15 protein-coding genes and 1 pseudogene are annotated in these 19,105 nt (G+C 60.0%); 7 read left to right on the forward strand and 9 right to left on the reverse strand.

What is annotated here, in order from left to right; all coding sequences use genetic code 11:
* Positions 1–203: 203 nt before the first annotated feature.
* Positions 204–2,069 (forward strand): sigma-54-dependent Fis family transcriptional regulator, encoded by a 1,866-nt coding sequence (locus OQ460_RS15190; protein WP_410018264.1) that lies wholly within the window; start codon positions 204–206, stop codon positions 2,067–2,069.
* 85 nt (positions 2,070–2,154) lie between these two features.
* On the opposite strand, the gene OQ460_RS15195 is transcribed toward OQ460_RS15190, so the two are convergent.
* Positions 2,155–2,934, reverse strand: a complete 780-nt coding sequence (locus OQ460_RS15195; protein WP_410018265.1) for an acetoin reductase — start codon at positions 2,932–2,934, stop codon at positions 2,155–2,157.
* Between the two features lie 202 nt (positions 2,935–3,136).
* Here OQ460_RS15195 and OQ460_RS15200 point away from each other — a divergent pair, with 202 nt between their 5' ends.
* The gene (locus OQ460_RS15200; RefSeq protein ID WP_410018266.1) at positions 3,137–5,314 is read left to right on the forward strand and encodes a TonB-dependent siderophore receptor; all 2,178 of its coding nucleotides are present in this window, start codon (positions 3,137–3,139) and stop codon (positions 5,312–5,314) included.
* Between the two features lie 39 nt (positions 5,315–5,353).
* On the opposite strand, the gene OQ460_RS15205 is transcribed toward OQ460_RS15200, so the two are convergent.
* The 3 genes from OQ460_RS15205 to OQ460_RS15215 all read right to left on the reverse strand — a co-directional run bounded on the left by OQ460_RS15205 (position 5,354) and on the right by OQ460_RS15215 (position 8,274).
* Positions 5,354–5,791: a carboxymuconolactone decarboxylase family protein gene (locus OQ460_RS15205; protein WP_410018267.1), complete on the reverse strand. Its 438-nt coding sequence runs from the start codon at positions 5,789–5,791 to the stop codon at positions 5,354–5,356.
* Between the two features lie 104 nt (positions 5,792–5,895).
* Positions 5,896–7,338: a mechanosensitive ion channel domain-containing protein gene (locus OQ460_RS15210; RefSeq protein ID WP_410018268.1), complete on the reverse strand. Its 1,443-nt coding sequence runs from the start codon at positions 7,336–7,338 to the stop codon at positions 5,896–5,898.
* Positions 7,339–7,401: 63 nt separating this feature from the next.
* Positions 7,402–8,274 carry a pirin family protein gene (locus OQ460_RS15215; RefSeq protein ID WP_410018269.1) on the reverse strand — a complete coding sequence of 291 codons (873 nt, stop codon included), beginning with the start codon at positions 8,272–8,274 and terminating at the stop codon, positions 7,402–7,404.
* Between the two features lie 246 nt (positions 8,275–8,520).
* Here OQ460_RS15215 and OQ460_RS15220 point away from each other — a divergent pair.
* Positions 8,521–9,000, forward strand: a pseudogene (locus OQ460_RS15220) (efflux RND transporter permease subunit); the annotation flags it as partial.
* A 131-nt stretch (positions 9,001–9,131) separates the two neighbouring features.
* Here OQ460_RS15220 and OQ460_RS15225 read toward each other — a convergent pair.
* Together OQ460_RS15225 and OQ460_RS15230 are read right to left on the reverse strand one after the other, a co-directional pair.
* Positions 9,132–10,367 (reverse strand): M20/M25/M40 family metallo-hydrolase, encoded by a 1,236-nt coding sequence (locus OQ460_RS15225; protein ID WP_410022020.1) that lies wholly within the window; start codon positions 10,365–10,367, stop codon positions 9,132–9,134.
* Positions 10,368–10,465: 98 nt separating this feature from the next.
* Positions 10,466–11,104 (reverse strand): LysE family translocator, encoded by a 639-nt coding sequence (locus OQ460_RS15230; protein WP_410018270.1) that lies wholly within the window; start codon positions 11,102–11,104, stop codon positions 10,466–10,468.
* Between the two features lie 131 nt (positions 11,105–11,235).
* On the opposite strand from OQ460_RS15230, the gene OQ460_RS15235 reads away from it, so the two are divergent.
* The 3 genes from OQ460_RS15235 to OQ460_RS15245 all read left to right on the forward strand — a co-directional run bounded on the left by OQ460_RS15235 (position 11,236) and on the right by OQ460_RS15245 (position 14,562).
* Complete coding sequence (locus tag OQ460_RS15235; protein ID WP_410018271.1) at positions 11,236–12,639, forward strand: PLP-dependent aminotransferase family protein; 1,404 nt, start codon at positions 11,236–11,238, stop codon at positions 12,637–12,639.
* A gap of 117 nt (positions 12,640–12,756) precedes the next feature.
* On the forward strand, positions 12,757–13,539 hold the full coding sequence (locus tag OQ460_RS15240) for an alpha/beta hydrolase (RefSeq protein WP_410018272.1): 783 nt from the start codon (positions 12,757–12,759) through the stop codon (positions 13,537–13,539).
* A 159-nt stretch (positions 13,540–13,698) separates the two neighbouring features.
* The gene (locus tag OQ460_RS15245; protein ID WP_410018273.1) at positions 13,699–14,562 is read left to right on the forward strand and encodes a LysR family transcriptional regulator; all 864 of its coding nucleotides are present in this window, start codon (positions 13,699–13,701) and stop codon (positions 14,560–14,562) included.
* Positions 14,563–14,605: 43 nt separating this feature from the next.
* On the opposite strand, the gene OQ460_RS15250 is transcribed toward OQ460_RS15245, so the two are convergent.
* Together OQ460_RS15250 and OQ460_RS15255 are read right to left on the reverse strand one after the other, a co-directional pair.
* Positions 14,606–16,048, reverse strand: a complete 1,443-nt coding sequence (locus OQ460_RS15250; protein ID WP_410018274.1) for a M10 family metallopeptidase C-terminal domain-containing protein — start codon at positions 16,046–16,048, stop codon at positions 14,606–14,608.
* A gap of 148 nt (positions 16,049–16,196) precedes the next feature.
* A complete protein-coding gene (locus OQ460_RS15255; RefSeq protein ID WP_410018275.1) occupies positions 16,197–16,667 on the reverse strand; it encodes an Lrp/AsnC family transcriptional regulator in 471 nt (156 codons plus the stop codon).
* 123 nt (positions 16,668–16,790) lie between these two features.
* Between OQ460_RS15255 and OQ460_RS15260 the strand changes: the two genes are divergently transcribed.
* The gene (locus OQ460_RS15260) at positions 16,791–18,035 is read left to right on the forward strand and encodes a methionine gamma-lyase (RefSeq protein ID WP_410018276.1); all 1,245 of its coding nucleotides are present in this window, start codon (positions 16,791–16,793) and stop codon (positions 18,033–18,035) included.
* Positions 18,036–18,041: 6 nt separating this feature from the next.
* On the opposite strand, the gene OQ460_RS15265 is transcribed toward OQ460_RS15260, so the two are convergent.
* Positions 18,042–19,052, reverse strand: a complete 1,011-nt coding sequence (locus OQ460_RS15265) for a GlxA family transcriptional regulator (RefSeq protein ID WP_410018277.1) — start codon at positions 19,050–19,052, stop codon at positions 18,042–18,044.
* Positions 19,053–19,105 lie beyond the last annotated feature (53 nt).

Genomic DNA, 19,105 nt, shown 5'->3' on the forward strand with positions numbered 1-19,105 from the left:
ATCCAGAGCAGTGCCACGCTGTTGTGGCGGTGCGGTCGATGCCCGCAGAATGAGACGCGGCGTTGCACCCCGCCCGACCGGTCTCATGTGCGGTGAGACGCTGCGTCTCACATCAGGCCTGTGGTCGTCCGACGCTTGTCCACCGCCCGCGTTACGCGCTTAATGACGGGCATAACAACAAAGATCGAGAACCGGAGGCTTCAATGCTCGCCGTGAACTCCAAGGACCATGTCGACTGCGTCAGTCGCGTGGTACGCAATGCCGACCGCCTGCCCCAGGTCCCGGTGCCCACGCTGATCTTCGATTCGTGGCGGCGCTCCATGGAGCAGCACCACCTCGACCCCGGCTCCCTGCAAGGCCCGCGTATCCTTACCGAACCACTGCTCAAGGAATGCCGCGAGCGCGCCGAGTTGTTCATGCGCATTGCCAGTGAAGAGGTCGGGCAGATCTACAATCGGGTGCGCCATGCCGACTACTGCATGATGCTCACCGACGCCCAGGGCCAGACCATTGATCATCGGGTAGATGCAGCCATTCGCAGCGACTGCCGCAAGGCCGGCCTGTATCTCGGTACCTGCTGGTCGGAAGCCGAGGAAGGCACCTGCGGCGTCGCCACGGTGCTGACCAGCAAGGCACCGGTGACCGTCCACAAGCGCGATCACTTTCGTGCCGCGTTTATCGGCCTGACCTGCTCTGCCGCACCGATTTTCGATCCCCAGGGCAACCTGCTGGGAGTACTGGACGCCTCGGCCCTCAAGTCACCGGATGAGCGACGCAGCCAGCATCTGGTCAGGCAAATGGTCGTGCAGAGCGCGCAAGCCATCGAGAACGCATTTTTCATGCACAGCGCCCGCCAGCATTGGCTGCTACAGGCCCATAGCACGCCGGGTTATGTCGACAGCCAGCCCGACCTGCTGCTGGCCTGGGACCATGACGGCCGCCTGCAAGCCCTTAACAGCAAAGCGCGCCAGGCCTTGCGCCGACGCTTGGGGCGGATACCCAAACATATCGGAGAAGTGTTCGACCTGGATGCCCTGCGCCGGGTGACCGATCAATCCACCCAGCAACTGCAGTGGCTCGGCGAGCCGGGCCCGATGCAGGTGCGGATCAGCGCGCCACGACGCAAACCGGCGCGCGCCTCGACCGGGACCGATAGCCGGATCGACCCGCGCATGGAAGAGCACCTGCGCCTGGCCGTGCGAGTCAAGGACCGCAACCTGCCCGTATTGGTACAAGGGGAAACCGGCGCCGGCAAGGAGGTGTTCGCCCGCCAGTTGCACGCCCACAGCACACGCCGGGACGGACCGTTTGTTGCGGTGAACTGCGCGGCGATACCGGAAAACCTGATCGAGAGCGAGCTGTTCGGCTACGTCGCCGGCGCGTTTACCGGCGCTTCCAGCAAAGGCGTGACCGGCCTGCTATTGCAGGCCGACGGCGGCACGCTGTTTCTCGATGAAATCGGCGATATGCCCCTGGCCTTGCAAACCCGTTTGTTGCGGGTGATGGCCGAAGGTGAAGTGGCGCCATTGGGCGCGGCGAAAACCCGCGCGGTGGATATCCAGGTGATCTGCGCCAGCCACCGCGACCTGGCGACCCTGGTCAGCGCCGGGACCTTTCGCGAAGACCTGTACTTTCGCCTGGGCTGCGCACGGTTCTGCCTGCCGCCGTTGCGTGAACGCACGGACAAGCTGGCGCTGCTCAACCAACTGCTGGCACAGCAGGCCCGCGGCAGTGGCATATCGATAGGCATCGGCGCCGCGGCCCTGGAGTTGCTACTCGGCTACGCCTGGCCGGGCAACGTGCGACAACTGCACCACGTGTTGGCTTACGCTTGCGCGGTATGTGACGGGGCCACGATCCAGGTAGCGGATCTGCCGGTGGAGATTCGCGGTGAGTCGCTGGATGCGCCGGTGCAGGACAGCGTCAGCCCGCAGCGGCAATTGGTGCTGGATGCGTTGATCCGGCACCGCTGGAAGCCGGTACCAACAGCCCAGGCGCTGGGGATTTCACGGGCGACGTTGTACAGGCGGGTTAATCAGTTGGGGATTGAGATGCCGGGTAAACACTGAGCTTGCGTGGTTGGGAGAGCCGATTTTTTGTAGGAGCAGGGGGGCACGCTCGCAAAAAATCGGCTCGGCTGTCAGCCCACCAGGTTCAGCGATAGAGAATCCCACCATCAATCAACGGCGCCTGCCCAGTCATATAGTCCGAATCCGGACCCGCCAGGTACGACACCAGCCCCGCCACGTCCTCCGGCGTTTCGGCGCGGCCCAGGGCAATCCCGTCCACATACTTTTTGTACGTGGCCCCGACTTCGGCACCGGTGATTTCAGCCATGCGCTGGTCGATCTCCACCCACATATCGGTGCCCACCACACCCGGGCAATAGGCATTGACCGTGACCCCAGCGCTTGCCAGCTCCTTGGCCGCTGCCTGGGTCAAGGCGCGCACCGCAAACTTGGTGGCCGAGTACACCCCCAACAGCGCAAAACCCTCATGACCGGCAATCGAACAGGCGTTGATGATCTTGCCGCGCTGCTTGAGCGCCTTGAATTTTTTGCCGGCCGCCTGGATGCCCCAGAGCGTGCCTTCCACGTTGATCCGCAACGTGCGCTCAACCTGTTCTGGCGTGACATCCAGCAACGCATCGATCTGCGCCACGCCGGCGTTGTTGACGATGATGTCGAACCCCCCAAGGGTCTGATGAGCATGCTCCACCGCCGCCATAACCTGCTCCAGGCGCGAGACATCGGCGACAAAGGTTGAAGCCTGGCGACCCAGCGCGAGCACTTCAGCGGCTACCGCCTCGATCTTGTCGCGGTTGATATCCACCAGGGCGATATCGGCGCCGTCCCGGGCCAGGCGCAGGGCAATCGCCCGGCCAATGCCCTGCCCGGCGCCAGTCACCAGCGCGACTTTTCCAACGATACTCATGGCGAACTCCTTTACGGTTGGGAAAGCCTTCTCTATCGCAGGTGCAAGCCACGTCCGTCGAGGGGTTTAACAATTGGCATGGAGCTGAGACGGGGTGTCTCAGCGTCAGGTGCGCAGATAAATGATCTTCCGAGAACTTGTAAAAAACCGCCGTTCTGCCTAGCTTAGGCGCCCTTCGCTCTGCGCTCTCAGGCCTTTTCCCATGGTTTTGCGTTCTCGTCCTGCCGTTACCTCGCGTTTTGCCTTCGATCTGCTCACCCTCGGCTTGCTGTTGGGCGGTGGCATGAACAGCAGCCTGGCCGCCGAACTGGAGCTGCCCAGCCTGAAAATCCAGGGCCAGGACACCTCCGGCTACCAGAACGACAGCGCCTCGGTGGGCGGTTTCAGTGAAGCGCCATTGCTCGATACCCCGTCCTCGATCACCGTGATCAACGAATCGCTGATCAAGGACCAGCAAGCGCGCCTGCTCAGCGAAGTACTGCGCAACGACGCATCGGTGGGAGAAAGCTACGCGCCGATCGGTTACTACGAAAACTTCGTGGTGCGCGGCTTTTCCCTGGATGCCGCCAGCAGCTACAAGATCAACGGGCGCACCATTACCGGCGAACAGAACGTCGCCCTGGAAAACAAACAGCGAGTGGAACTGCTCAAAGGCCTGGCGGGCCTGCAAAGCGGGATTTCCGAGCCCAGCGGCGTGATCAACTATGTGACCAAGCGCCCGGAAGACGTGCGCTCGGTGACGGTGTCCAGCGATGATCGCGGCAGCGGCTACATCGCCACCGATGTCGGCGGCTGGTTCGGCAGTGAGCAGCAATTCGGTTTGCGCGCCAACGTCGCCCATGAAGACCTCAACTCCTATGTCGAGCACGCCAATGGCCAGCGGGATTTCCTGTCCCTGGCGTTCGACTGGAACATCAGCCCCGACGCGGTGCTGCAACTGGATGCCGAGTACCAGAACAAACAACAGCGATCAGTGCCGGGATACCAGTTGCTCGGCGGCACTGAAGTACCCCACGACGCGTCGCCAAAAAAACTGCTCGGCCACCAGACCGGGTCGAAACAGGTGGGTATCGACTCGCTGAACCTCAACGGCAAGTTCGAGTATCGCTTCAGCGACCAGTGGAAAGGCAGCGTCAGCGCGGCCCGCAGCAAGGTGGTGATCGATGACTACAGCTCCTTCGCCTGGGGTTGCTACGGCTCCAGCAGTTGTGCGGCGGCCAAGGTGCCGAACTACTTCAGCCCGGAAGGCGAATACGACATCTATGACTACCGCAGCCCCGACGACACCCGACGCAATGACGAAATCCAGGCCGCGATGACCGGACTCTTCACCACGGCCGGCCTGAGCCATGAGCTGACGTTTGGCAGCAGCGCGTTTCGCCGGGTGGTCGACAAGCGCAAATCGGTCAACGAGTGGATCGGCACCGGCCATATCGGCCAGGACCCGGAAAGTTTCCCGCCGACCGATAAACCGTTGAACGAGCGCCATCGGCGCCTCGATAGCCGCCAATACGGGCTGTTTGTCACCGACCGCATCAGCTTCAATGAACAGTGGCAGACGGTACTGGGCGGGCGCGAAGTGCGCCTGGATGAAAAAGCCTTCGACCACAATGGCAACCAGGCCCGGCATACCCAGCAGTACATGTTCCTGCCTAACGCTGCATTGATCTACAAACCGATGGCAAACCTCTCGCTGTACACCAGCTACAGCAAAGGCCTGTCCCTGGGGGGCGAAGCTCCCTGGTTTGCGTTGAATGCCGATCAGGTCCTCTCCCCTACCGTCTCTCGCCAGATCGAAGCCGGGGTGAAATACGACTGGCACCGCATCAGCTTTGCCGCTGCCGTATTCCAGACGCGCCAGGCCTACCAATATGCCAAGCCGGACAGCGCCGGTGACTTCACCTACGTGCAGCAAGGCGAGCAGAAAAACACCGGCCTGGAATTGTCCGCCAACGGCTGGGCCACTTCACGCTTGCAGATCGCTGCCAGCGTTGCGGCGATTCGTGCGCGGGTCAGTGGCAGCGGCACGGCCGAATACGAAGGGCATCAAGCGATCAACGTGCCGAAACTGCGGGCCAGTCTGTATGCCGACTATGCCCTGCCCTGGGTCGATGGTTTGTCGCTGCTGGGCGGGGTGCAATACAGCGCCAGCAAAAACGCCAATCGCACCGGGCAGGTTGAAGTCGCGGATTACGCCGTGGTCAACGTCGGCAGTCGCTACAGCACCCGCATTGACGGCTATGAGACGGTGTTTCGCCTGAGCATCGACAACCTGTTCGACAAGCGTTACTGGCGTGACGCGGGCGAATACATGGGTGATGACTACCTGTTCCAGGGTGCGCCGTTGACCGCGCGGTTGAGTGCTTCGGTCAACTTCTGATACCCAGAGATGCGAAGGCGCTCGGGCTCGTACAACGAATTACTTGGGCATCTTGCGAAAACCCACCGCCAGGCGATTCCAGCTGTTGATCGTGGCAATGGCCACACTCAGGTCGACTTGCTCGGCCGGGCTGAATTCGGCACTGAGCAAAGCGTAGTCCTCATCACTTGCGTGAGTCTGGCTGAGCAGTGTCAGGCTTTCGGCCCAAGCCAGTGCGGCACGTTCACGCGGGGTGAAGAATGGCGTTTCGCGCCATGCCGAGACGGTGTACAGGCGGCGCTCGGTTTCGCCGCCCTTGCGTGCATCGGCGGTGTGCATGTCCAGGCAAAACGCACAGCCATTGATCTGCGATACCCGCAGGCGTACCAATTCCAGCAGGGGCAATTCGATAGAGAGTTTGCCGACGGCGGCTTCAAGGGCCAGCATGGCTTTCATGGCGTCGGGGGAAGCGGTGTAGAAATCAATGCGCGGGGACATGGCGTTGCTCCAGGACAGTGGGGATTGGTGAGCAGCTTAATCACCCCACTGCCGGGCACAAATAGCCAATTGGCGCGAAGAACAGGTAGCCAATGCAACGCGGCTCAAGTGCGGCTGCGCAACCATTGCAAAAAGCCTTTTCTCACCGGCACCACTGGTGAATCCTGAGTCAGGTTCTGTGCGGCGTGCAGGCGGAAATCCAGCAGGTTTTTCATCGCTTCACCGATGTCATGACGCGCCTCCAGGCACGGCTTGAGGTATTGCTGCTCGATGCGATAGAGGGTGCAGTAGGTCTTGGCAACGAAGTCTGCCGGCACGCCCTGCTCTTCGAGAATCCCGGCCTCGCCGATCACTTCCCCCGGCCCCATGCGCCCGGCTTCGAACTTGTGCCCGGCCTTGGTCAGCATCACGGAAACGACCCCGGACTCGATGATGAACAAGTGATCGCTGACCTCCCCGGCCGGCAGGATCATGTCACCGGCACGGAAGGTTTGCTGGGCCATGTTCTGGCTGAAGGTTTCCTTCTCATCCTGGCGCAAGGTGGAGAATATTGTCGAACTTTCCAACAGCGCCCGTGCCGGCGAAGTGCTCGGCAAGCCAGCACTTTCGGCACTGGACAACAAGCTCACGCCCGCCGCATGCAAATGCCGGTAAGCCAGGTCGTAAAGCTGATTGCGCACCTCGCGCTTGAGGCTCATGGCCGGTACGAAACCGCTGATTTCATATTCCACGCCGCCGCTGGTGGACGTCTTGAAAGCGACACTCGGCGCGGGCTTGGCCAGCAGTGATCGACAACCCTGCATGGCGCGCTCCAGCGCTTCCATGACCGTTTGCGGCCGGGCATGGGGGCTGACTTGCACGCTCACGGCCAGGCCGAACATATCGGCCGGGCGCGAGAAGTTGATGATCTTGGCCTTGGCCGCCAACGAGTTGGGAATCACCGCCATGCTGCCTTGGGAAGTCTGCAGCCGCGTGGCCCGCCAGTCGATGTCCGTGACCCGCCCTTCGGTGCCATCGATGGAGATCCAGTCATCAAGTTGATAAGGCTTGGTGGTGTTGAGCACGATCCCGGAAAACACGTCGCTCAAGGTACTTTGCAACGCCAGGCCGACGATGATCGCCACCGCTCCGGAGGTTGCCAGCACACCTTTGACCGGCAGCTCCAGTACATACGCCATGGCGGCGATGATTGCGATCAGGAAAATCACTGCGCCCATCAGGTCTTGCAGCAGCCGCCCGGTATGGCCAACCCGCTGCATCATCAGCGCGCCCAATAACACCGTGAGCGTGCGCGCGGCAAACAACCACCAACCGATCTGCAGGGCTGTCGCCGCCAGGTGCAACGGCACATTGTCAGGCCAGGGCGCGGCCTGCATCGGGCTCATGCCGTCACTGAACAGTGCCAGGCTGAATACCGCGAAGATCAGCAGCCGCGCCGCCAGTTTCCAGTTGCTGTAATCGGCGGAAATCAGGCGCCAGACGACAATATCCAGGAGGATCAATGCCAACGCACAGATCATCGGGTGATCGGAGATAAATGAGGGCATCCAGGCGACTCCAGGGCGATGCGTGCGAAGATCGCACGAAACGCCGCTGGAGGGTATAGCGCCTCACACTTGAGGTTGCATCTGCCCGAATTGGCCGGACTGGAAGTCGGCAAATGCCTGGTGGATTTCCTGCTCAGTGTTCATTACAAACGGGCCGTGGCCGACGACAGGCTCGTCGATCGGTTCACCGCTGAGCAGCAATACCATGGCGTCGGCATTGGACTCCAGGCTGATCTGGTCGCCATCGCGTTCAAATACCACCAACTGCCCGGCACGCGCCAGTTCACCACCGTTGATTTGCACAGTGCCTTTCAATACCACCAGCAAGGTATTGCGTCCGGCGTGCAGGTCCAGGGTAACCGCCTTGGCGCTGTTGAGCCGCACATCCCACACATCGATCGGCGTAAAGGTGCGCGCCGGCCCCGTGTGGCCGGCAAACTCACCGGCGATCAGGCGCAGGCTGCCGGCACCGTCGGCCAGCGGCAATGACGGAATGTGGCTATCAAGAACCGTCTGGTAACCAGGCGCAGCCATTTTGTCCTTGGCCGGAAGGTTGACCCACAATTGCACCATTTCCATGGCGCCGCCGCTGCGAGCGAAGGCCTGGGAATGAAATTCCTCGTGAAGAATACCCTTTGCTGCGGTCATCCATTGCACGTCGCCGGGGCCGATCTTGCCGCCTGCGCCGGTGGAATCCCGGTGCTCGACCTCCCCCTCGTAAACAATGGTCACGGTTTCAAAACCACGATGAGGGTGTTGCCCTACGCCACGGCGTTGCTCGGTGGGCGTGAAGTCGTAGGGGCCGGCATGATCCAACAACAGGAACGGGCTGATGTACTCGCCCATGCTGTCGTAGGAAAACAGCGTACGAACCGGAAAGCCGTCGCCGACCCAGTGGCTGCGTGGGCTGGTGTAGATACCAATAATGTTTTTCATGATGGTCCTCCAATGTGGATACACCTTAAATCCAATACCAATACGACGCTAGATAGCGAATACGGCCCACATCGTTCCACTCATGGGACGATACAAACCCCTGCGTAATCGAGGGCGTTGGCATGACGCTGGACTATTTTTTTTCAATCATAATATTATTGCCATAATCTTTATGCCTCCGCGTACGGCCCCGCGTTGACTGAGCCCCGGTTACATGATGACCAACATCCCAAGCGCTTCAGGAGCCTGCTGACCCTCACGGTAATCATGTTTCAGGTGCGCTCGTTCGGCGTGATGTTCATGGTCTTCGCCACGGCGCCCTTGGGTTTGATGGGCGCGGTGCCGACATTGCTGCTGTTCGACCAGCCATTTGGCTTCAACGCGATCTTGGGCCTGATCGGAATTGGCGGGATCTTGATGCGCAACACGCTGATCTTTACCGACCAGATCCGGCAGAACCAGGATCAGGGCATGGCGATTCACGACGCTATTGTCGAGGCCACGGTACGGCGTGCGCGACCAGTGATCCTGACCGCACTGGCGGCGGCACTGGCGTTTATCCCGCTGACGTTCTCGGTGTTCTGGTCATCCCTGGCCTACGTGTTGATCGGCGGGGTACTGGTGGGGACGCTGTTGACGCTGCTGTTCCTGCCTGCGTTGTGCAGTCTGGTGCTAAGCAAGAAGCAGACACGCGCTGGCGAAACCTCCCACCCTGCGGTCGGATAAACTCTACTTCTTGCCAAGTAAAACCTCTGCAAAGTCCCTCGCCTGTTTGAACAGCGCGAGGGACCGCCGATGAACTTTCCCTTTATTACGAGCAAGACAACCCCTGCAGGTTGACCTGCGACGTTTTCAAATCATCGCTTAGCCAACTCTATGATCATCCGACTCAACAGATAAATCCTCGGCGCCACGCTTTCCACTTCGGCATATTCCTGCGCCGTATGGATATTACCTCCGACGATCCCGAATCCATCCAGCGTCGGTGTCCCGACGCCAGCCGATAAGCTGGCATCTGCTGCGCCACCGCTGCCCTCAACGGTCAGCTTGCGGCCCAGTTCGCCATAAATGCCTTGGGCGATGGCCATCAACTTGTCGGATTCCGGCGTTTGCGGCATAGGAGGCAAGCCGCGTTGCAGGCTGGTTTTGACTTCGGTCTCGGGGATCAGTTTGTCGGCGGAAACCCGTGCCAGGTCTTTCTCGATCCGGTCGAACTCTTCCGGCAACGCTGCGCGCACGTCGGCCTTGGCCGTGGCTTGATCGGGAATTACGTTGGTTCGATCGCCAGCCTTGAGCACGGTAAAGTTGATGGTGGTTTTCTTCTCTTCATCCCCCAGCTTGCCCAGTTGCAGGATCTGGTGGGCAGCCTCCATTGCAGCGTTGCGTCCCAGTTCGGGCGCGACACCCGCATGAGCCGCCTTGCCTTTGACTTCGACCACTGCGGTGGCGCTGCCTTTGCGCCAGACCACCAGGCCATCGGCCGGGCGTCCGGGTTCCAGGTTAAGGGTCACGTCGTGAGCCTTGGCGGTTTTGCGGATCAGTTCGGACGCGGCATCGCTGCCGGTTTCTTCGCTGGCATCCAGCAGGAATGTGATCTGTGCATAGTCCTTGAAGTTCTGGTTTTTCAGCACTTTCAAGGCATAAATACCGGCGACGATGCCGCCCTTGTCGTCCATCACCCCAGGGCCATAGGCACGACCGTCCTTGATGTAAAACGGCCGTTCGGCGGCCGTGCCTTCCTTGAAGACCGTGTCCATGTGTGCCATCAACAGGATTTTCGCCTTGCCGGTGCCCTTGAGGGTGGCAACCACATGACTGTTATTGGCCGCCGCATCGGGCACCAGTTCGATGCTGAAACCCAGCTGTTTCAACTCGTCGACCGCAATGTCTCGCACCTGAGTCAGACCCGGCTCGTAGCCGGAACCCGAATCGATATTCACCAGGCGCTCCAGCAGTTTCAAGGCTGGGGCCTTGTACTGTTCGGCGTCAGCCAGGATCTGCTTGTGGGGTTCGGCGCTGAAGGCCGGCATGGCGAAGCCCAGGGAAAGGGCCAGGGCGGCGGCCAGCGCCGTACGATGGATGTTGAGGGTCATGAACAGGTCCTTGTTTTTGTGGGTAGGCAACGTCATACCCTACCTGACAAACATCAGATTGTTGACCCTCGCAGCGACAGTCCCATGAGCCTCGCCAGTTACGAGTGGGAAAATCCACGCGCCAGCAACATCGCCACTGCCAGCAGCAACACCGCCGTGACTCTCTGCAACAGCACACGCTTGCGCGGGGATTCCAGCACATGCTTGATGCGCTGGCCGAAGTAGCAATACAGGCTGCCACTGGCGAATTGCAGTATCAGGAAGGTCAGGCCGAGAATGGCGATGTCTGCGGCGGCGCTGTCCTGGCCCACGGCAGCAAACTGTGGGAACACCGCACTGAACAGGATGATGGCCTTGGGGTTGGACAGCCCCGTCAGCAAGCCTTTGCCGAACAGGCTGCGAGAGGTTTCCCGGCCTTGGGCAGGGTCGCTGATTTTGATCCCGCTGCTGGTCCACTGCTTGTAGGCGAGATAAAGAATGTAGGCCACGCCGATCAACTGGATGCCCTGGGTAATCAACGGGTAGCCCTTGATCAGCTCAGAGAAGCCCACCGCAAAAATCATGATCGAGATCAGGTACGACACGCTGGCACCGAACTGTGCCGGCAAGGAATGACGAAGGCCATCTTTCAGACCGAGGCTGAGCAGCAGCAACGTCATGGGGCCAGGGCTGAACGCCAGGGTGGAACACAACACCAGGAAATACAGGAAGGATGAGAGTGTCAGCGCACTGGCCATAACGGGAAGATTCACTACCGGGAAGAATGTTGCGAAGTCTAGGGCGCAGCGTCTTCAACAGGCAGGTAAACTCTGCGGTTATTCACACATACTTTACCGGCAAAGTTACCGGCAAACCTCAGGACGTCGCGATGCTCATTCCCCACATTCATTTCCATGACCGAGGGCCCAAGGTTCAGCAAATCGTCGACGCCTTCGCCCGTGCCATCGAGCAAGGCGAGTTGGCCGCCGGCAGCAAACTGCCGTCGGTACGTGAACTGGGAGCACAACTGGGGGTCGGCAAATTCACTGTCAACGAGGCACTGGATCGCCTGCGCGGCCAGCATCTGCTGACTTCCCATCAGGGCCGCGGCCACTTCATCGCCCACCGACAGGCCCAACCGTCATCCAGCACCTGGGTGGATCTATTGCCCCAGGATCTGCTCAGCGTACTGCGACGACCCATGGTCACCAGCCAGGGTGAGTTGCGGCCCGGCGGCGGGCACCTGCCGGAAGACTGGCTTGACTCCGATGCCCTGCGCCAAGCCATGCGCAGTGTGGTTCGGGCGCCGTCCCTGCGGATCGCCGGCATGGGCACTCCGACAGGGTTGCTGCCTCTGCGCCATGCGCTGCAGCAAAAGCTGCAGGGTGACGGCCTGACGGTGCCGGTGGAGCAAATCATCACCACCCCCAACACGCTGCAAGGCCTGGATATGTTGATGCGCCTGCTGGCCCGGCCCGGTGACACCGTGTTGCTGGATGCGCCGTGCTACTTCAACTTCCACGCCAACCTGGCACTGCACGGCGTCAAGGTTGTGACCCTGCAGCGCCGACCGGATGGCTTTGACTTCGATGCCCTGGAACAACTGCTGGCAGAACAACGGCCTTGCCTGTACCTGACCACCAGCGTGCTACACAATCCCACCGGCCACTCCTTCAGCGCGGCCCAGGCCTTCCGCCTGCTGCAACTGGCCCGCGAATATCACTGCCATATTATCGAGGACGATCTCTACGGTGACCTGCACCCCAACCCGCCGCCACGCCTGGCAGCACTTGCAGGGCTGGAACAGGTGACCTATTTGTCGGGCTTTTCGAAAACCCTCAGCGCCAATGCGCGCGTCAGCTATGTAGTGGCAGCGCCCCAGTTGGCCGCCAACCTGACCAACATGAAGCTGATGAGCGGCGGCGTGACGTCGGAGTTGCTTGAGCAAATCGTCTATCGCCTGCTGAGTGAGGGAAGCTACGCTCGGCATCGTAAACGCATGGTCCAGCGACTGCTGGAAGCCGGTGGACGGGTTGAACAGTGGCTGCGTCGGTGTGGGTGTGAGTTGCCCATGGGCTATGAGGGTGGGATGTTTATCTGGGCTCGGCTGCCCGCCGGGATCAACGGTGAACAATTGGCCCAGGCCGGACTCAAGCGCGGCATGGTGCTGGCACCGGGAGCGCTGTTTGGCTACGACGCGGGGATGGGCGACTTCATGCGGTTCAACGTGGCGCACAGTGATGATCCGCGCGTTTGGAAAGCGGTTGAGGAGGTCTTGAGGCACGCCCGTTAGAACGCAGCAGAATCCGAGTGCAAATTTCTGCATTCCTACACCATGTGTGGTCTATTCCTGCATTTGATCGGCGCCACTCTTGGTAAAAAGGCCCGCCCTACGAGCGGCGCTCCACCCATGCAGATCAAATTTTTAAAAGCCATCACTTTAGCCGGTGTCAGCGGATTGATCGCGCTGTCGAGTTCGCCCGGCCACGCCACAGAGCCAGGTATCGAATGGCTGGTCGACTGTCCGAAGCTGCCAGGGCGCGCCCTGGATCAGGAAGTGATTGCCCGTACTCAGTGCGGTATCGTGACGGTGCCAGCGAACCATCAGGCAAGCACTTCGGGTCACGTGCGCCTGAGCATCACCCGGGTCGGCGCACGCGAACCGTTGGCGCGCCAGGGCGTGGTGTTTACCCAGCCCGATACCCTGCATGCACCTGCACACGGCGTATTTGCCGTGTATCTGGCATCTACCTGGAAGTACTCCAACACCCAGGCGTATCGCACGCTGGTGGACCTGTATGACGTCATTGAGCTTGGCCGCCGCAAACAGCCGGCCGCTGAGCAGTCAGCCAGGGACATGGAGTTTGTGCGCCTGCAACTGGGTGAGGAAAAGATCAATTTCCTGGGCCGCGCCCAAGGCAGTTGGCCCGGCATTGGCTACGGGGCAATGTTTCCTCAATACATGGGGCGCATGGTATTGATCGAACCGACGCCCGGTGAATTGTCCGACGCCTACCTGCGCAAGGCTTTTGCACGATTGCCTGCTGATCGCCGTCTCATGCTCAAGGGCGCGTATCTGCAAACTGTTTCGTCCAGGCCGGCAAGCCACTGCGCGAACCGCTGGGTGGGTGAATATCTGGCCAACGGCACGCAGCCACCGCGTTCGGCCGGGTGCCTGGTCACCGACGAGTAACATCGTGCCGGGCCCAGCATTCCACGGCAGGTGTTCATTCCCCTTGTGGGGGCAGGCTTGCTCGCTCCCACACAAGCCTGCTTCCACATTGGATGCATTTCACACACCGATTTTCCGATTGCCACACTACAATGTTCCTCCCCCCCCTTCGGAGCCGACATGGACATCGAACTGGCACGCACTTTCCTGGAAATCACCCGCTGCGGCAGCCTGGCCGCTGCGGCAGAAAAGCTCCACGTCACTCAGACCGCCATCACGGCGCGAGTGCAAAAGCTCGAAAGCCAGCTCGACAGCACGCTGTTCGTGCGCAACCGTGCCGGTGCGCGCTTGACCGCCGATGGCGAAGCGTTCGTGGTGTACGCCAATCAACTGGTGCAAACCTGGGAAGCCGCCCGCCGCGACCTGCCCTTGCCCGAGGGCTATCGCAATGTGCTGCACATCGGCGGCGAAGTCAGCCTGTGCAACCCGTTGATGCTCGGCTGGGCCAAGGCACTGCGTGAACATATTCCCAGCCATGCGCTGCGTACCGAAGTCGGCGATGGCGAATACCTGTTGCGCCAGTTGGAACTGGGTGTGCTGGATGCCGCGCTGGTGTTCCAGCCGCAATACTGGCCGGGATTGCAGGTAGAACAGGTGCTGGAAGAAAAACTGATCCAGGTGCGCCTGGCAGCACGGCCCGACCCTTATGTCTATATCGATTGGGGCCCGGGCTTTCGCCAGCAACACGACGCCGCGCTGCCGGATAAGGCGCGGGCGGCGGTGAGCTTCAATCTAGGGCCGTTGGCGTTGCAATACATCCTGGAGAACGGCGGCGCCGGGTATTTCCGCACACGGGTGGTACAAAGTTATCTGGACAGCGGCGTGATGAAGCGCGTGCCCAAGGCGCCGGAGTTCAGTTTTCCGACGTATCTGGTGTATTCCCGCGAGCGTGATTCGGCGGTACTGCAACAGGCGCTGGAGTTGCTGCGCGGCGTGGTCAAGGCCGAAAGCGACTGGTCGCAGCGCTGGGATCCGGTGCTTTGATCCAGCCCATTGATTGCGCCAAGCCCAATCGCCACCATGATCATCAGCTCACGATGTCGCGGGGCAGCAGCTTTCCGTCAACGACAAGCAAGAACCCCGGCTGGCCGGGTTTGCCGGAAATCTCCAGGGTGCTCTGGACTTCTCCTGGAACCCCCGTAGGCATTTGGCGAAGGACAGCTTCACCGCTTGCACCGGAAAACTGATTCACATATTTCAGCGGCCCGCTGCCCAACTCTGCCGTAACCCCCGACAAGTCCACCTTGTCCTTACCGCTATTGAAGTCCTTGATATGATCGGGCGCCTTATAGGTAGATTCTTTCATTGCGCCATAGACGAATGTGTCATTGCCCTTGCCTCCCCACAGTTTGTCGCGCCCCTCTGCACCATAAAGCACGTCGTTTCCATCCCCTCCACGCAACTCGTTATTGGCAGCATTGCCCACCAGCAAATCGTTGCCCGATCCGCCGATCGCATTTTCAATTTTTGCGCCATAAGCGATGGAGACATTGCCTTTAAGGCCGCCGACATCGGAGAAGGTCCCGTCCTTGAGGCTGATTTTCTGGTCCTGCTTGTAACCCGAGAAGTCCAGCGTATCTTTACCGCCGCCGTCCCAGATAGCAGCGACCATTTTATCGTCCGGCTTCTTGAGACTCAGGAAGTCGCGATCAGTGTTGGAATTGAAACCGTAGGTAGTGTCGTCTTTTCGGGTGTCGTGATTAGCGCCGTATTTGGACTGGTAGGCGGTTATATCGTCGAGTTGTGGCGCCGACGACCTAAAGCCGCCGTGGTTCATGTAATGATTGCGTTCCCCTCTGTAACTCATGCTGGTATGGCTTTGAGAGTCTTCATGAGAGTCGACATTTTTCTTTGAGAGGCGATCATCACCGCTGCCGTTGTAGTCACCTGGATGATTGAGGCCCATCGCGTGCCCGAGCTCATGGGTGATGACCCAACGGCCCGCGCTGCCGTGAGCCGCCTTGGAAACAGACTTGACTGTTTCAGTCTCTTTAAACCAGACATCGCCCTCGGAGGTACTGCCCGGCAAATGAGCATGGTGGGTCGCACCGTCATAGGGATAACCTTTGGTATCGACTTTTTTGCCATAGTTGCCGATCGTAATATGCCCTTCACTTTTTTCAGTCCTGGGTCCCTCGCTGAACTTGATGTTCGCCACATCTGAAATCGACTGAAGACTACGCTTGGTCTGCTTCCTTTGATTGTCCATGATTGGCGAAAACTCGGTTTTCCCGTCGCGTTTTTCATTTTTATTATCGGGAGCAGATCGAAACTCGTAGCTAATCTGATACTTGCCATCCCGGTTTTTATCAGGCCAGACAAAGTCACCCCGCGTGAGTTGCCTGGCAGCCTCCTCGGTAGTCTTGGACTGGAAACCCTTGTGCTGAATATCCCCACCACGGTCATCGCGATGGCGGAACTTTTCAATATCCTGAAGCGTGCTACTGCCTTGCTGTGTAACAGACGTCATAAATACCCCTCGGAATCAGTAAACCCTGCAAATCTGAAACGAACGCCTGCGGCGACTTCAGAAACGAACTTGAAGGAGGACTGCCAGAAGAGGCATAAGAGTTGTCTTTTCTATTTGTATGAAAAGGTACTTATTGGATGTGCCTTGATCACCCCGGTAACGGAATCACCCGCAACGGCCGGACCGACTTGTAGGAAAAGCTCGAATAGATTTCCTTCACGCAGGGCAATGTCTGCAACACCTCACGGGCAAATTCGCCGAAGGACTCCAGATCTTTGGCCACCACTTCCAGCAAAAAGTCATAGCGCCCTGATACGTTGTGGCAGGCGACAACTTCGGGAATGTCCAGCAGACGCTGCTCAAACGCACGGGCGATGTCCTTGGAGTGCGTGTCCATCATGATGCTGACAAAGGCCGTTACCCCATAGCCCAGAGCTTTAGGTGAAAGGATCGCCTGATAGCCGCTGATCACGCCGCTGTCTTCCAGGTTTTTCACGCGCCGCCAGCACGGTGATGTGGTGAGGGAAACCCGTTCGGCCAACTCGGCCACGGTCAGGCGGGCATTGCCTTGCAGGGCATTGAGCAGCGCTTTGTCAGTACGATCCAGACCCACGGGCATGTCTTGCCTCACATTTTTGTTTTTAGGGGTTTTAATTCCACATCCAAGCTGTTTATCGATAAAACAGGCAACATTCAGCCTCGATTATGAGCATAGCATTGTAGGAAATAAGGAGAGTCCTACATGAAAAATAAACACAACACATTCGGCTTCTCTACCCGTGCCATCCATCACGGCTATGATCCGCAAGACCACCATGGTGCCCTGATACCGCCTATCTACCTGTCGGCGACCTTTGCGTTCCCGACCGCCGAATATGGCGCTGGATGCTTTGCCGGCGAAGAAAGCGGGCACTTCTATACACGCATTTCCAACCCCACCCTGGCGCTGCTGGAATCACGCATGGCGACCCTGGAGGGTGGCGAGGCGGCGGTGGCGTTCAGTTCCGGCATGGGCGCGATTGCCGCGACCTTCTGGACCCTGCTGCGCCCCGGCGACGAGATCATCGTCAGCCAGACCCTGTACGGCTGCACGTTCGCCCTGCTGCACCATGGGATTGGCGAGTTCGGCATCAAGGTGCGCCATGTCGACCTCTCGAACCTGGACGCCCTGCGCGAGGCGCTCTCCCCGGCCACCCGGATGATTTACTGCGAAACCCCGGCCAACCCCAACCTGCAACTGGTGGACATCGCCGCCGTGGCCGCGATCGCCCATCAGCAGCCCGGCATTACCCTGGTGGTCGACAACACCTACTGCACCCCTTACCTGCAACGCCCGCTGGAACTGGGCGCCGATGTGGTGGTGCACTCAGCCACCAAATACCTCAGCGGCCACGGTGATATCACCGCTGGGATCGCCGTGTGCCGCCAGGACCTGGCGCAACGGATTCGTCTGCAAGGCTTGAAAGACCTGACCGGCGCGGTGTTGTCGCCTCAGGATGCCTTTCTGCTGATGCGCGGTCTCAAGACCCTGGCCCTGCGCATGGATCGCCATTGCAGCAATGCCCAGGCATTGGCCGAAGCACTGCAGGCACACCCGGCCGTTGAGTCGGTGACCTACCCCGGCCTGCGCTCTTTCCCACAATACGCATTGGCTGCACGCCAGATGAAATTGCCCGGCGGCATGATCGCCTTCGAACTCAAGGGCGGTATCGCCACAGGGAAGCGCTTCATGAATGCCCTGCAGCTGTTCAGCCGCGCGGTCAGCCTGGGCGATGCCGAGTCGCTGGCCCAGCACCCGGCGAGCATGACTCATTCAACCTACACCCCCGAAGAACGCGCGCATCATGGTATTTCGGAGGGGCTGGTGCGCCTGTCGGTGGGGCTGGAGGACATCGCGGATTTGCTGGCGGATGTACAGCAGGCCCTGGCCAAATGCACCAAGGCCACCACACCGCGCCCCGCCGTGCTGTCAGAGCAAGCGCATTGATGGCGGCTACTTGACCAGCCGGGTTTCCCTCGACGGCCGGTAGCCGAAATAGGCGCTGTAGCATTTGCTGAAGTGGCTGGGGGACACAAACCCGCACGCCACCAGCACCTCTACCTGGGAAAGCTCGGTGTGCTGCAACAGGCGCCGGGCTTCGGTGATACGCAGCTCCATGTAATAGCGCTGCGGCGTAGTGCCCAGTTGTTCGCGGAACAAGCGCTCCAATTGGCGCCGTGAGCGACCGGCGTAGGCCGCCAGTTGCTCCAGCTCCAGGGGCTCTTCAAGGTTGGCGTCCATCAACCGCACCACTTCGCGCAACGGCGCGCTCACGCAGATGTTTTCTGCGGGTTTTATCCGCCGATAGCGCGACTCTTCGAATGCCAGAATGTCCTCGATGCCCTCCACCAGCGCCTTGTCGTGCAACGCCTTGATCCAGTCCAACGCCATGTGGAAAGCCCCGGAAGGACTCGACGCGGTGAGCCGGTCCCGATCTATCACATACGGTTCGCTGCTGACCTGGGTAGTCTTGGCGATTTCCGTCAGCGCCGGGCGATGTTCCGGGTGGATCGCGCAGCGATAGCCATCCAATACTCCGGCCTTGCCGAGGAACCAGGCGCCGTTCCATAAGCCTGCCAGGACTACGCCTTGTTGCGCTGCGACTTTGAGCAACTGGATAAACTCTTCGTCGGCCTTGAGCTGCGTGCGGTAGCCACCACAGATCACCAACAGGTCCAGGGCCTGGAGGGCCGGCATGTCGATACGCGCATCCGGCCGGATCACCAGCCCCAGGTCACTGATGACTTCGCCGTCGCCCAGGCCGAAAGTGCGCGAAGCAAACAAGCCGGGGCGCAGCAGGTTGGCGGTGACGATGGTGTCCAGCGCCTGGGTGAATGCGGGCAGCGAGAAATGCTCCAGCAATACAAAACCTGTACGCGTCAATTGCGCTGCCTGGCCAGGCGTTTCATTCAGGTAGCGCAGGTTCTTGCCTTTCATACCACCGCTGAACTGCCGTCTTTCCATTTTTTATTCGACCTGCTCGATGACGTAGACCCAACTATCGATTGCTCGATAGG

Origin of the sequence: Pseudomonas imrae (genome assembly GCF_046352735.2) — a bacterium.
Lineage (GTDB): Bacteria > Pseudomonadota > Gammaproteobacteria > Pseudomonadales > Pseudomonadaceae > Aquipseudomonas > Aquipseudomonas imrae.